This window comes from Klebsiella sp. WP8-S18-ESBL-06 (assembly GCF_014169755.1).
In the GTDB taxonomy this organism is placed as follows: domain Bacteria; phylum Pseudomonadota; class Gammaproteobacteria; order Enterobacterales; family Enterobacteriaceae; genus Kluyvera; species Kluyvera ascorbata_B.
The window spans coordinates 4832245-4845243 of sequence record NZ_AP022256.1; the positions used below are offsets into that span (position 1 = coordinate 4832245).

General features: G+C 55.3%; 11 protein-coding genes. 5 read left to right on the forward strand and 6 right to left on the reverse strand.

What is annotated here, in order from left to right; translation table 11 throughout:
* Nucleotides 1-2 precede the first annotated feature (2 nt).
* A complete protein-coding gene (metB, locus tag H7R76_RS23070) occupies nucleotides 3-1163 on the reverse strand; it encodes a cystathionine gamma-synthase (RefSeq protein ID WP_182966586.1) in 1161 nt (386 codons plus the stop codon).
* Nucleotides 1164-1422: 259 nt separating this feature from the next.
* On the opposite strand from metB, the gene metJ reads away from it, so the two are divergent.
* Complete coding sequence (gene metJ, locus H7R76_RS23075; protein ID WP_012907792.1) at nucleotides 1423-1740, forward strand: met regulon transcriptional regulator MetJ; 318 nt, start codon at nucleotides 1423-1425, stop codon at nucleotides 1738-1740.
* A 58-nt stretch (nucleotides 1741-1798) separates the two neighbouring features.
* Here the strand turns inward: metJ and H7R76_RS23080 are convergent, their stop codons facing one another.
* From H7R76_RS23080 to H7R76_RS23090, 3 genes are read right to left on the reverse strand one after another with little or no spacing between them, the layout of a single operon-like run.
* A complete protein-coding gene (locus H7R76_RS23080; RefSeq protein WP_106929369.1) occupies nucleotides 1799-2743 on the reverse strand; it encodes a PfkB family carbohydrate kinase in 945 nt (314 codons plus the stop codon).
* A 17-nt stretch (nucleotides 2744-2760) separates the two neighbouring features.
* Nucleotides 2761-4197 (reverse strand): glycoside hydrolase family 32 protein, encoded by a 1437-nt coding sequence (locus tag H7R76_RS23085; protein ID WP_182966588.1) that lies wholly within the window; start codon nucleotides 4195-4197, stop codon nucleotides 2761-2763.
* A 16-nt stretch (nucleotides 4198-4213) separates the two neighbouring features.
* Entirely contained in the window at nucleotides 4214-5452 is a 1239-nt protein-coding gene (locus tag H7R76_RS23090; RefSeq protein ID WP_106929418.1) for an MFS transporter, read from the reverse strand.
* 245 nt (nucleotides 5453-5697) lie between these two features.
* Between H7R76_RS23090 and H7R76_RS23095 the strand changes: the two genes are divergently transcribed.
* Nucleotides 5698-6693: a LacI family DNA-binding transcriptional regulator gene (locus tag H7R76_RS23095; RefSeq protein ID WP_182929723.1), complete on the forward strand. Its 996-nt coding sequence runs from the start codon at nucleotides 5698-5700 to the stop codon at nucleotides 6691-6693.
* 267 nt (nucleotides 6694-6960) lie between these two features.
* On the opposite strand, the gene H7R76_RS23100 is transcribed toward H7R76_RS23095, so the two are convergent.
* Together H7R76_RS23100 and rpmE are read right to left on the reverse strand one after the other, a co-directional pair.
* Nucleotides 6961-7641, reverse strand: a complete 681-nt coding sequence (locus tag H7R76_RS23100; protein ID WP_106929364.1) for an oligogalacturonate-specific porin KdgM family protein — start codon at nucleotides 7639-7641, stop codon at nucleotides 6961-6963.
* Nucleotides 7642-8068: 427 nt separating this feature from the next.
* Complete coding sequence (rpmE, locus tag H7R76_RS23105) at nucleotides 8069-8281, reverse strand: 50S ribosomal protein L31 (protein ID WP_106929362.1); 213 nt, start codon at nucleotides 8279-8281, stop codon at nucleotides 8069-8071.
* Nucleotides 8282-8481: 200 nt separating this feature from the next.
* On the opposite strand from rpmE, the gene priA reads away from it, so the two are divergent.
* The 3 genes from priA (at nucleotide 8482) to ftsN (ending at nucleotide 12923) form a co-directional block, all read left to right on the forward strand.
* Nucleotides 8482-10677: a primosomal protein N' gene (gene priA, locus H7R76_RS23110; RefSeq protein ID WP_182966590.1), complete on the forward strand. Its 2196-nt coding sequence runs from the start codon at nucleotides 8482-8484 to the stop codon at nucleotides 10675-10677.
* 150 nt (nucleotides 10678-10827) lie between these two features.
* Entirely contained in the window at nucleotides 10828-11850 is a 1023-nt protein-coding gene (gene cytR, locus H7R76_RS23115; RefSeq protein WP_106929359.1) for a DNA-binding transcriptional regulator CytR, read from the forward strand.
* A 98-nt stretch (nucleotides 11851-11948) separates the two neighbouring features.
* Entirely contained in the window at nucleotides 11949-12923 is a 975-nt protein-coding gene (ftsN, locus tag H7R76_RS23120) for a cell division protein FtsN (RefSeq protein WP_182966592.1), read from the forward strand.
* Nucleotides 12924-12999 lie beyond the last annotated feature (76 nt).

A 12999-nucleotide genomic window follows, 5' to 3' on the forward strand; every position in this document is an offset into this window, starting at 1 on the left:
GTTTACCCCTCGGCTGCGACCCGGAATCCATTTTCCAGATCGGCAATTAAGTCTTCGCTATCTTCAATACCGGTTGAGATACGCAATAGCGTCTCAGAAATGCCCGCGGCGGCACGCGCTTCTGGCGCCATGCCCGCGTGGGTCATGGTGGCCGCATGGGAGATCAGGCTCTCTACCCCGCCCAGCGATTCCGCCAGAGTGAACAGCGACAGCCCGCTCAGGAAGCGGCGCAGCGTTTGTTCGTCGACGTCGAGCTCAAAGCTCAGCATCGCGCCAAAGCCTTTCTGCTGGCGCGCGGCAATCTCATGGCCCTGGTTTTCCGGCAGAGAAGGATGATACAGCTTTTTGACCAGCGGTTGGCGTTTGAGGAAATCAACAATCGCATTGGCGTTACGCTGTGCCGCTTCCATACGTGGAGAAAGGGTGCGTAAGCCGCGCAGCAGCAGATAGCTGTCGAACGCGCCGCCGGTGACGCCGATATTATTTGCCCACCATGCCAGTTCTGTGACGGTGTCAGGATCTTTCGCAATCACCACGCCAGCCACCACGTCAGAGTGGCCATTGAGGTACTTGGTGCAGGAGTGCAGCACCAGATCCGCACCCAGCGCCAGCGGGTTTTGCAGCGCCGGGCTGAGGAAGGTGTTATCCACGACGCTTACCGCGCCGGCCTCACGCGCCAGCTGGCAGATTTTCGCAATATCGACCACCCGCAGCAGCGGGTTGCTTGGGCTTTCGACCAGCACCAGCTTCGGTTTTTCTGCCAGCGCCGCTTTTAACGCCTCATCATTACCCTGATCGACAAACAGCACGCGATAGCAGCCGCGCTTTGCCAGACTGTCGAACAAACGATAGCTGCCGCCGTAGCAGTCATGAGGTGCCACCAGCAGATCGCCTGGCTTCAGGAAAACGGTCGTGACGAGGTGAATCGCCGACATGCCCGTATTGGTCAGGACCGCGCCCGCGCCGCCTTCCAGCTCCGCCAGCGCCCGCTGCACGACGTCACGCGTTGGATTACCGCGACGGGAATAGTCATGCGCACGCGGCTCGTTAAAACCGGTAAAGTTATAGGTACTGGAAAGATGAATCGGCGGGACAACACAACCATACTGCTCGTCGTCATTTAATCCGCTACGCACTGCGATGGTGGCCTGTTTACGGGTCATGAGGATTCGTTCCTGGCAAGGTCTGTGAAAAGTCAGCCCCCAGAGTAAACATTGTTGCAATAGCCGTCAATACATCTAGACATCTAAACCTCTTTGCGTATAGATTGAGCTATCGGCAAATAGCCGTTAAAATTATATGCATTAGCGCACATCTGCGAAGGCTAAGTTCGTGTCAGAGCAAGGTCTCTACGGTACACTACGCGCGATCATGGCCGTGTATCGGCCTGTTAACTAATGACTAGAGGATTAAAGGTATCTCATGGCTGAATGGAGCGGCGAATATATCAGCCCATACGCTGAGCACGGTAAGAAGAGTGAGCAAGTAAAAAAAATTACGGTTTCCATTCCTCTGAAGGTGTTGAAGATCCTCACCGATGAACGCACGCGTCGTCAGGTGAATAACCTGCGTCACGCCACCAACAGCGAACTGCTGTGTGAAGCGTTCCTGCATGCTTTTACCGGTCAACCGTTACCTAACGATGAAGACCTGCGAAAAGAGCGCAGCGATGAAATTCCGGAAGCGGCGAAAGAAATTATGCGTGAGCTGGGGATCGACCCGGAGACGTGGGAGTATTGATTCGATAAAAAAGCCGGGAAACGCCAACGTTTCCCGGCTTTTTTATTTTCAGCGGGCGCTATTTCACCTCAAACTCCGGCAGCGGCCGGGCGGCAATAAACTGCGCCACCGTTTCGCCGTCAGGAACCGCCGACAGCGCGCCCTTCTGCGTTGTCGCCAGTGCGCCACAGGCGCTAGCCTGGGCAACGGCCTGCTGTAGCTGTACGATATCACCCGGCATCCCGTGCCGCGCAATATGGCTGAGTAACCCTGCCATAAACGCATCCCCCGCCCCGGTGGTGTCGATACTCTCGACCCGATAGCCGCAGAAATGAATCACCTGCCCTTGCCACAGCACCATCGCGCCTTGTGCACCGTAGGTCACTATCTTTAACGCGGCGGGGTAAGACGCCAGCGCGGCGATCGCCTGACTGAAGTCCTGCGTTTGCGTTAACCAGTACCACTCTTCCTCGGAAAGCTTAAGGATGTCTGCCTGACAGGCCGAACCGTGCACCGTTTCCAGCATCTGTTGGGGATGGGGCCACATTTGCGCCCGCAGGTTAACGTCAAAACTCACCAACCCCTGATGATGTTGAATCTGCGCTACCGCCTCGCTTAAGGTCTGCCGACACGTTGGTGCCACCAGCGCCAGTGAACAGAAATGCAGAATATCGGCCCCCAGCGCGGGCAGCGCTTGTGTCGATAAAAACTGATCGGCGGATGGATTCACCAGAAACGTAAAGTCCCGTTCACCGCCCTTCCCCAGGGAAACCACCACCGTGCTCGTGCGGTGCTGGCTGTCCTGTTCCATTGCCGATGTGATCACGCCGTATTGCTGCAGCGTCTTGTACATCAGATGCCCGAACGGATCGTCACCCACGCGGCCAATAAAACCGCTGCGGCAGCCCAGACGAGCCGCGCCTGCCGCGACGTTCAACGGCGCGCCGCCGGGGCACACCTCGTAACGGGTCTCTGAGATCGGCAGGAGATCCGCCACCGCATCGCCCAGCGTCCAGATAGTCATAGCGTGCTCTCCTCTGTTTATTGATCCAACGGCCAATAGCCACCGTTACTGAGCATGGCGCTACCGTTACCGGCAAACAGCGACAGCTGGCGTTCCCCCTCTTGCGGGTAAATTCGGCTGCTCAGACAAGCTTCGCCGTCATTGACGAAGACTTCAATTGATGAGCAATCGATAAACACCCGCAGTTTCAATAATGCGGCCGCCGGTAACGCCACGCTGCGCACCCCCTCTAACGCATACTGCGGATAACGGCGTTCAAGCACCAGACGCTGCGCCTGGGTATCAACGTACAGCAGCAGCCCTTCACCGAGGGTAATACCGTAACGCTCCGCCGTCGCACCGTTTAATTCCCACGACAGTTCCAGCTCAACGGCCTGCGCATCATCCACAATCGGCGACGTTTGGTTTTTAAGCTGCTGCGCCAGCAGTGGATAATAACTGCCGCGCAGCGCCGCGACCTCTTCGGCTGGCACCATCCGCAAACGATGATCCGCACCGAGATAAATTTCGCGCGGTAGCGAGAGCATGCCGGCCCAGCCGTCCTGTTGCTCTGGCATCGGCGATTCCCACATATCCAGCCAGCCAATGACGATACGGCGACCATCCGGCGTGAGAAAACTTTGCGGCGCGTAAAAGTCATGGCCGTGATCCAGCTCGATAAATTCCCCGTCGGCGGCAAAAGTCTGCCCAGGCAGCCAGTCGCCGATTAAATAGCCGCTCTGGAACACGTTACGGTTGCGGTAGCCTTCCGCCGCCAGCCCCTGCGGTGAAAACATCAGCACGCGCTTGCCGTTGAGGGTGAAGAAGTCAGGGCATTCCCACATATAGCCCATGCCCGCGTTGGCCTGTGCAAGCACGCCTTCTTCCTGCCACTGATGCAGATCGGGCGAACGGAATAAACGTACCTGGCCAACATCACCCACACGTGCGCCGACGACCATGTACCAGTACTCACCCTCACGCCAGACCTTCGGATCGCGGAAATGATGCAGGCCCTCTGGCGTATCAACCACCTGCCCCTGGCGCTCGAAATGAATGCCGTCGCGACTGGTTGCCAGGCACTGTACCTGGTAGAGATTATCGTCGCTGCTCGGGTCGCCATGAAATTTATGCCCGGTGTAAATCAGCGCCAGCGTATCGCCATCCACCACCGCCGAACCGGAGAAACAGCCGTCTTTATCTTCAGGTCCCTCTGGCGCTAACGCCACCGGCAGATGTTCCCAGTGCACTAAGTCTTTACTCCGGGCGTGGCCCCAGTGCATGGGTCCCCACTGGTTCGAGTAAGGGTGGTGCTGATAAAACGCGTGATACCAACCGTCAAACCACACCAGCCCGTTAGGGTCGTTTATCCATCCGGCGCGCGCCGCCAGGTGATAGCGCGGATACCAGCGAGGGTTTAGCGTCGCGCTGCGTTTCTGAAGTGCTTGTTCAGCAAGGGCAATTGAAAATGTCATATTCTTCACTCTTAATTCAGACAGCAGAAGATTGTGTCAGCAGCGGTTCGGAAGCCGGTTTGCTGGCGCGTAACAGGAAAATGGAGATAAAGGTGGTGCAGAACACCAGGGCTCCCATAAACAGATAGGATTCGGCAAAGCCATATTTTTCATAGCTATAGCCAGCAAGAGGCGACAGCACGCTGGCGATAATCGAGCTGGTGCAGGCGAATCCCACCAGATAAAGCGTTGAGGAGAGGCGCTTGTCGAAATGGGCGCTGTTGTATTTGAAGATGGAGACCAGCAGTACCGGCAGCTCCACGCCATGCAGTAATTTAGTGAGAGAGATAAGCAGTGGCCCCTCAACCAGACCGGAGGCCACCATACGCAGCGCCATTACCATTCCGGCAAAAATTAACCCATTTTTAGCGCCAATACGGTTTACCAGCCACGGCGCGCAGAACATGCCTGCGGCCTCCAGAAAGACCTGGAACGAATTCAGGTAGCCATACATGGCGTTGCCTTCCTTCAACGTCGGGAACTGCGAGGAAAAATAGACAGGAAACTGCTGGTCATAGACGCTGTAAATGCAGGTGCCGACCACAAAAAACACCAGTGCCCAAAAGCGCGGCAGTGAAAGCAGGCGCAGCGCATCTTCCAGCTTCACTTTACCTTCCGCTCCTTCGGCCGCCGTCGATTGTGCGTCGGTAGGAACCGACAAACGTACCAGCAGAAAGAAAAAAATCAGCCCCGAGCAGCTCGCCACCGCAAAGTTCAGCTGCGGGTTGATGTTAAACAGCAGCCCGGCGAAAAACGTAGCTACCGCCCAGCCCAGCGAACCCCACATGCGCGCTTTACCAAACTCAAAATGCGTCTGGCGCGCCACGCGCTCGGTGTAGGATTCCAGCACGCCTATCCCGCCGTTAAAAGTCAGCCCAATGTAGATACCGCCAAAAATACTGCCGGCAAAAATATTTATTTTCAGCAAGTAACCAAACAGCAGATACGCCGGACCGGACAAAATCAGCAGCGCGGTGATGTACCAGAGCAGATGCTTTCGCAGACCCAGCTTATCCTGGATAAAGCCGTAACAAACTTGTGCAAACAGCGCTGAAACCGACAGCACGGCGTAAATAATCCCTGTGTCTCCGGCTTGTAGTCCCACTTCCTGATGGAGCCAGATAGAGAGTAATGAGCCAGAAGAGGACCAGGTAACAAAAAAGAAAAACAGTAAGGCGCTCAGTAACAGGTAGCTGCGTGAGTGATGTTCTTTCATCGTGGCAATCTCATCGTGGATTAACGCCGTGATGGTAACGTTAACAAAAAACATTCATCATGTCGTTTTGTGACGATATTCGATGTTAATCACAAAAGTTAACGTTAACATAATGAAAATAGGATCGTGATCAAATATTTACCGCCGCGGGAAAAGAGCGGCGTTCACTAAAATAGCGCGCAACCCTTTTACATCAGTAGGTTAGTGATATAGCGTATGGCACGACGCATGAGTGGAGTAAAAAAATGGCATCGTTAAAGGATGTGGCAAAACTGGCAAACGTCTCGCTGATGACCGTTTCGCGGGCCCTGAACTCCCCGGAGCGGCTCAAACCTGAGACGTTGGCTCGCGTTCAGGCGGCCATTGCGCAAACCAACTACGTACCCGATCTCTCAGCGAAAAAAATTCGCGGCGCGCACGATACGCCGAAAACCATCGGCGTGCTGGCGCTCGATACCGTGACCACGCCCTTTTCGGTAGAAATGACGCTGTCGATTGAGGAAACCGCCCGCGCACACGGCTGGAACAGCTTTGTGGTGAATATGTTTTCCGACGATAGCCCGGACGCCATTGTTGACCTGCTGCTGTCGCATCGCCCTGGCGGTATCATCTATACCACGATGGGTCTACGCCAGGTACCGGTGCCCGCCAAACTGCTCACGCTCCCCTGCGTGCTGGCAAACTGTGAAAGCCTGCACCATCCGGTGGCCAGCTTTATCCCTGACGATGAACAAGGGCAGTACGTTGCCGTACAGGGGCTGCTCGCAGCAGGCTACAGACGCCCGCTGTGTCTGCATTTGCCTGAGAACCACCTTGCAACGGTTCGCCGCCGACGCGGCCTGGAACGCGCCTGTCAGGAAGCAGGGATCGACCCCGCCACGCTGACCCATTACTACATGGAATATGGCGACGCACACTATCGTGATATGCCAGCAAAAGTGCTGGAAAATATCGATGCGGGCCAACCACGATTTGATTCGGTTATCTGCGGTAACGATCGTATCGCCTTTATGGTTTATCAAACGCTGCTGGCGCAAGGGCTGCGGATACCTGAGGATGTCGCGGTGCTGGGCTATGACAATATGGTCGGTATTGGCGACCTGTTCCTGCCGCCGCTGTCAACGGTGCAGCTGCCGCACTATGAGATTGGGCGGCTCAGCGCGCTACACATCATTAATGGTGATACACATCGGAATACGGTGCACGTCGACAGCCCGTGGATCCACGGTGCATCGATATAAAAAAACCGCCTTGAAGGCGGTTTTTTAGCATTTTTTTGCGTCTTAGAAGCGGGTGACTTCAGGATGAAGCTCAGACAGAGAGATCAGGTAAGATACAAACACGTTTTTCATTGCAGTCAGCATAATCACACCTTTACCCATAAAGTTATTGCGGTCATTTGATGGACAAATAGTAAGCGTCTTTCGATGACATCGCAACTTTTATGTGATTTAGATCACAAAATTTTTAGCACAAAATAACATCATCCCTACGTCATCCGCAGAGGGTCAGAAGTTATAACCCAGACCTATACGATAGCGCGTCTGGCGATCGTCAGTGGTGGTGGTGTTATAACCAGAAGAGACGTTACCCACCTCGAAGAATGGGATCCACGAATTAATATTGTACGCTACACGGAAGTTGTATTCGTAATCGTCTTTACCGTTATTATAGAGATTCTCGCTGTCGGCCACCTTATAAATCCCGTTAAGTTCGAACATCCAGTTGTTTATATTATACCCCAGCCAGGCTTCCGGGCGATAAACGGTGCGATCGTCACGGCCATCACCATTGCGACGAGCATATTCGGTACGATAGCGGAATGCGGTCCACCAGTTATCGTTAATATTATACTGTACGCGAATATACGGCTTATAAATCGCCATATCATCACCCATCTCCACGGCGATACCCGGCTGCCAGATAAAGCCTTGCCACTCGAACTGATAGCTTGCTGTATATTCAGCGCTGTTCGATTCCATATTGTTCAGCGCATGATTTGATTCTTTATCATCAGAGCGCGACACCGCTTCTACCGCGACACCAAAGCCGGTAGCAAAGCGATTCGACATGTACACACGGTCGTAGTTACGACCATCATCGTAGTATTCATGACGATAGTCGACATATCCCGCATGGGCCGCGCCACATAATAAAGGCAGAAGTAAGAAGGCGTATTTTGTTTTCATAATAATTACTCTTAAAAATATCAGCAATCAGTCCCATAATCCCTACTAATTAAAGTGGAGTATAAAAGGCTGTTTCGTATTCCATCCTGTTACGCTGAGAGTTTATTTTGTAATTTATAGAAACACCTTTTTATTATTGCCATCAGAAATTTAAAAATGGCAAAAAAGACAGAATAAATAAGATGAAGATCACCAACAAAAACAATTATCCGCACCTATATTAGATACGGTTTATCATATTAAAAATATATTTCATCAGGCCACGAATATTTTTCGAGGGATGAATATCGAATGCGGCATTGATTTACCTTATTCTTTAAAATATCTATTCACGGTTTTGATTTAAAATCGAGGAAGAATAACTGTCACGCCGGGCGATCGCGAGGCACAAAAAAAGCGCCCTAAGGCGCTTTTTTCGCTTGGCAACTTACTTGCTGCCTGGGATGCTGAAACGCTTGTTGAAGCGGTCAACACGGCCACCGGTAGCAACATCACGCTGCTTGCCAGTATAGAACGGGTGGCATTTACCGCACACGTCCAGGTTCAGATCGTGACCGACGGTAGAGCGGATTTTCATCACGTTACCGCAAGAACAGGTAGCAGTAACTTCTTCGTATTTCGGGTGAATATCTTTTTTCATGGGAAAACCTCGGTTAAGGCCGCGTCGCTCTTCCAGCCCTAACGCCAGACACCACGCGATGTTGATAGTAAGTTTCCTGATGCCAAAATGCATCAAAGGCGGCGAATCATACAGAATTTGACCAGCAGATGCAAACTGATCCGCGCTCCCTTACCACAATGTGTATACTGTCTCGCCAGATTTCAAGTCAGGAAGAAATTATGCCCGTTGCCCACGTCGCCCTGCCTGTTCCGCTGCCCCGTACGTTCGACTACCTGCTGCCTGATTCCCTCAGCGCCAAAGCGGGCTGCCGCGTACGCGTGCCGTTCGGCAAACAGGAGCGCGTCGGCATCGTGGTCTCCGTCAACGAAAGCAGCGAGCTGCCGCGCGATGAGCTCAAAGCGGTGCTCGACGTGCTGGACGACGAATCGGTATTCTCCCACTCCGTCTGGCGTCTGCTGCTGTGGGCGGCGGAGTACTACCATCATCCGATTGGCGACGTCCTGTTCCACGCCCTGCCGATTATGCTACGCCAGGGAAAACCCGCCAGCGCCACGCCGCAGTGGTTCTGGTTTGCTACCGAACAGGGGCAGGCGGTCGACATCAATAGCCTGAAGCGATCGCCGAAACAGCAGCAGGCGCTGGCCGCGCTACGTCAGGGGAAAATATGGCGTCATCAGGTAGCGGAGCTGGAATTTAATGAAAGCGCCATGCAGGCGCTGCGCACCAAAGGCCTGTGCGAGCTGGGTAGCCTGGCGCCGGAAACGGTCGACTGGCGCGCAACCTACTCGGTGCCGGGTGAGCGCCTGCGTTTGAATACCGAACAGGCGACCGCCGTGGGCGCAATCCACAGCGCGTCTGACGAATTTTCAGCATGGCTGCTGGAAGGGGTGACCGGCTCAGGCAAAACGGAAGTCTATCTCAGCGTGCTCGAAAACGTGCTCGCCAAAGGCAAGCAGGCGCTGGTGATGGTGCCGGAAATCGGCCTGACGCCGCAGACCATTGCGCGCTTTCGCGAACGCTTTAACGCCCCGGTAGAAGTGCTGCATTCAGCGCTTAACGATAGCGAACGTCTCGCCGCCTGGCTGAAGGCCAGAAGCGGCGAAGCGGCTATCGTCATTGGCACTCGCTCATCGCTGTTTACGCCGTTTAAAAACCTCGGCGTGATTGTCATTGATGAAGAACACGACAGTTCCTACAAACAACAGGAAGGCTGGCGATACCATGCCCGCGATCTGGCCGTGTGGCGCGCGCACAGCGAACAAATTCCTATCATCCTTGGCTCGGCAACCCCCGCATTAGAAACGCTGCTCAACGTCCGCCAGCACAAATATCGCCTGCTGCGCTTAACCCGCCGCGCGGGTAACGCGCGCCCGGCAACGCAGCACGTGCTCGATCTGAAAGGCCAGCACCTTCAGGCCGGGCTTTCGCCCGCGCTGATTAACCGTATGCGCCAGCATTTGCAGGCCGATAATCAGGTCATTTTATTTCTTAACCGCCGAGGCTTTGCCCCGACGCTGCTGTGCCACGACTGCGGCTGGATTGCCGAGTGCCCGCGCTGCGATAGCTACTATACGCTGCACCAGGCACAGCATCACCTGCGCTGCCACCACTGCGACAGCCAGCGGCCCATTCCGCGCCAGTGCCCTTCCTGTGGTTCAACGCACCTGGTGCCCGTGGGGCTGGGAACGGAACAGCTTGAACAGGCTCTGGCGCCTATGTTCCCCGGCGTCCCGCTGTCGCGCATTGACCGCGACACCACCAGCCGCAAAGGCGCGCTGGAGCAGCACCTGGCGGAAGTGCATCGCGGCGGCGCACGTATTCTGATCGGCACGCAGATGCTGGCAAAGGGCCACCATTTCCCGGACGTGACGCTGGTTGCCCTGCTGGACGTCGACGGCGCGCTTTTCTCTGCCGACTTCCGCTCTGCGGAACGCTTTGCCCAGCTGTATACCCAGGTCTCCGGCCGCGCCGGACGCGCGGGTAAACAGGGAGAGGTGGTGCTGCAAACCCACCATCCGGATCACCCACTGCTGCAAACGCTGCTCTATAAAGGCTATAACGCCTTTGCCGAACAGGCGCTGGCCGAACGCCAGACCATGCAGCTGCCGCCGTATACCAGCCATGTCCTGATCCGCGCGGAAGACCATAACAACCAGCAGGCCCCCATTTTCCTACAGCAGCTGCGTAATCTGATTCAGGCCAGCCCGCTGGCGGACGACAAGCTATGGGTGCTGGGCCCGGTTCCGTCGCTGGCGCCCAAGCGCGGCGGCCGCTATCGCTGGCAAATCCTGCTTCAGCATCCGTCGCGCGTGCGTTTGCAGCATATCGTCACCGGTACGCTGGCGCTCATCAATACGCTCCCGGAATCCCGTAAAGTGAAGTGGGTTCTCGACGTTGACCCGATAGAAGGTTAATTCAGAGTTGCGAGCGGGATCGTGGAATCAAACAATCATCACACTTTTGATGAAAATTCTGTAACAGATCTCCCTAACTATCTGATAAAAGTGTGTCAGATGTCAGGTCACAAAGGACGTGCCTGCGCCAGTGAGTGAGGAGAGAATCAGGTGAAGGCTAAAAAACCGGTTGTTGCCGCAACCATGAAAGATGTTGCCCTGCAGGCGAATGTCTCTACGGCAACCGTATCCCGTGCATTGATGAACCCAGAGAAGGTCTCGCAGGCAACGCGTAATCGCGTCGAGCAGGCGGCGCTGGAGGTGGGGTATCTCCCGCAAATGCAGGGGCGTAACATGAAGCGCAACGAGTCACGCACCATCCTGGTGATTGTCCCGGATATTTGCGATCCCTTCTTTAGCGAAGTGATCCGCGGGATCGAGGTCACCGCAGCGGCGCAGGGCTATCTGGTGCTGATTGGCGACTGTGCTCATCAGAATCAGCAGGAAAAAACCTTCATCGATTTAATCATCACCAAGCAGATTGACGGCATGCTGCTGCTCGGCTCGCGTCTGCCGTTCGATGCCAGTATCGAAGAGCAGCGCAACCTGCCGCCGATGGTCATGGCCAACGAATTTGCGCCAGAACTGGGCCTGCCGACCGTACACATCGACAACCTCACTGCCGCCTTTAACGCCGTTAACTATCTGCACGAGCTGGGTCATCAGCGCATTGGCTGCATCGCCGGGCCGGAAGAAATGCCGCTGTGCCACTACCGTCTTCAGGGCTACGTTCAGGCGCTGCGCCGCTGCGGTATTACCGTCGATCCCCACTACATTGCCCGCGGCAACTTTACCTATGAAGCGGGTGCCAGCGCGCTGGAACAGCTGCTGGCGCTGCCGCAGCCACCGACCGCAGTGTTCTGCCACAGCGACATTATGGCGCTGGGCGCGCTCTCGTTTGCTAAACGCCGGGGCCTTAAAATACCCGACGATCTGTCCATCATCGGCTTCGATAACATCTCGCTGGCCGAGTTCTGCGATCCGCCGTTAACCACCGTCTCTCAGCCGCGCTTTGATATCGGCCGAGAAGCCATGCTGCTGCTGTTAAACCAGCTGAGCGGGCAGTTTGTTGATAGCGGTTCGCGTCTTCTTGACTGTGAACTGATCGTTCGCGGCAGTACAAGTAAAATATGATGTAAAGCGGGGTCCTTTAGGACTTGCTTGTCTGGTCAAAGCCCCGCCGCTTAAGTAACATGTCGGGCTAACTAACGGAAAAAGACAGCGAAACGATAGTGGCACAACGAGACTATGTACGCCGCGGCCAGCAGGCACCTTCGCGGCGCAAGAACAGCGCTTCACGGAATACACGGAAAAAGCAGAGTAACTTTCCGGCAGTCTCTCCTGCCATGGTGGCGATTGCTGCTGCGGTAGTGGTCGCTTTTATCGGCGGTTTGTACTTCATCACGCACCATAAAAAAGAAGACTCGGAATCTCTGCAAAGCCGCCAGATGACCGGTAACGGCCTGCCGCCGAAGCCGGAAGAGCGCTGGCGCTATATCAAAGAGCTGGAAAGCCGCCAGCCAGGCGTGCGTGCGCCAACGGAACCGTCCGCGGGCGGGGAAGTGATTAACCCTAATCAGCTGACCGACGAACAGCGCCAGCTGCTGGCCCAGATGCAGGCGGATATGCGCCAACAGCCAACGCAGCTGACCGAAGTACCGTGGAACGAGCAAACGCCAGCCCAACGCCAGCAAACGCTACAGCGTCAGCGCCTTGCTCAGCAGCAGGTTCAGCAGCAACAACAGCAACAGTGGACGCAAACGCAGCCGGTCCAGGCGCCGCAGACGCAAACTCGCGCGACGCAGCTGGTGCAGCAGCCGCGTCAAACGCAAACGCAGCAGCCAAAAGCGGTCGCATCCAACTCGCCGTATCAGGATCTGCTGCAAACGCCAGCGCATACGACATCACAGCCTAAAACGCAGGCCGCCGCGCCGGTGACGCATGACACCACGCCGCCAAAAGCGAGCGAGAAAAAAGACGAACGTCGCTGGATGGTCCAGTGCGGTTCGTTTAAAGGCGCGGAACAGGCGGAAACCGTCCGTGCCCAGCTGGCGTTTGAAGGATTTGACTCGAAGATCACCACCAACAACGGCTGGAATCGCGTGGTCATCGGGCCGGTCAAAGGTAAGGATAACGCCGACAGCACCATCGCCCGTCTGAAGATGGCCGGTCACGGAAACTGCATTAGGCTCGCTACCGGGGGTTGAAACCCCTAAAAACCCCCCCATTTATACTTACATTCTGCCCCGTACGCGGTACGGGGCCCCTACATCCGTATTTGTA

What these genes read in the sequence shown, in the direction of transcription:
- H7R76_RS23090 (WP_106929418.1), bottom strand. Translation starts at nt 5,452, where the DNA reads ATGAAAGAACATCACTCACGCAGCTACCTGTTACTGAGCGCCTTACTG.
- priA (WP_182966590.1), top strand. Translation starts at nt 8,482, where the DNA reads ATGCCCGTTGCCCACGTCGCCCTGCCTGTTCCGCTGCCCCGTACGTTC.
- metJ (WP_012907792.1), top strand. Translation starts at nt 1,423, where the DNA reads ATGGCTGAATGGAGCGGCGAATATATCAGCCCATACGCTGAGCACGGT.
- H7R76_RS23100 (WP_106929364.1), bottom strand. Translation starts at nt 7,641, where the DNA reads ATGAAAACAAAATACGCCTTCTTACTTCTGCCTTTATTATGTGGCGCG.
- H7R76_RS23095 (WP_182929723.1), top strand. Translation starts at nt 5,698, where the DNA reads ATGGCATCGTTAAAGGATGTGGCAAAACTGGCAAACGTCTCGCTGATG.
- H7R76_RS23080 (WP_106929369.1), bottom strand. Translation starts at nt 2,743, where the DNA reads ATGACTATCTGGACGCTGGGCGATGCGGTGGCGGATCTCCTGCCGATC.
- H7R76_RS23085 (WP_182966588.1), bottom strand. Translation starts at nt 4,197, where the DNA reads ATGACATTTTCAATTGCCCTTGCTGAACAAGCACTTCAGAAACGCAGC.
- metB (WP_182966586.1), bottom strand. Translation starts at nt 1,163, where the DNA reads ATGACCCGTAAACAGGCCACCATCGCAGTGCGTAGCGGATTAAATGAC.
- rpmE (WP_106929362.1), bottom strand. Translation starts at nt 8,281, where the DNA reads ATGAAAAAAGATATTCACCCGAAATACGAAGAAGTTACTGCTACCTGT.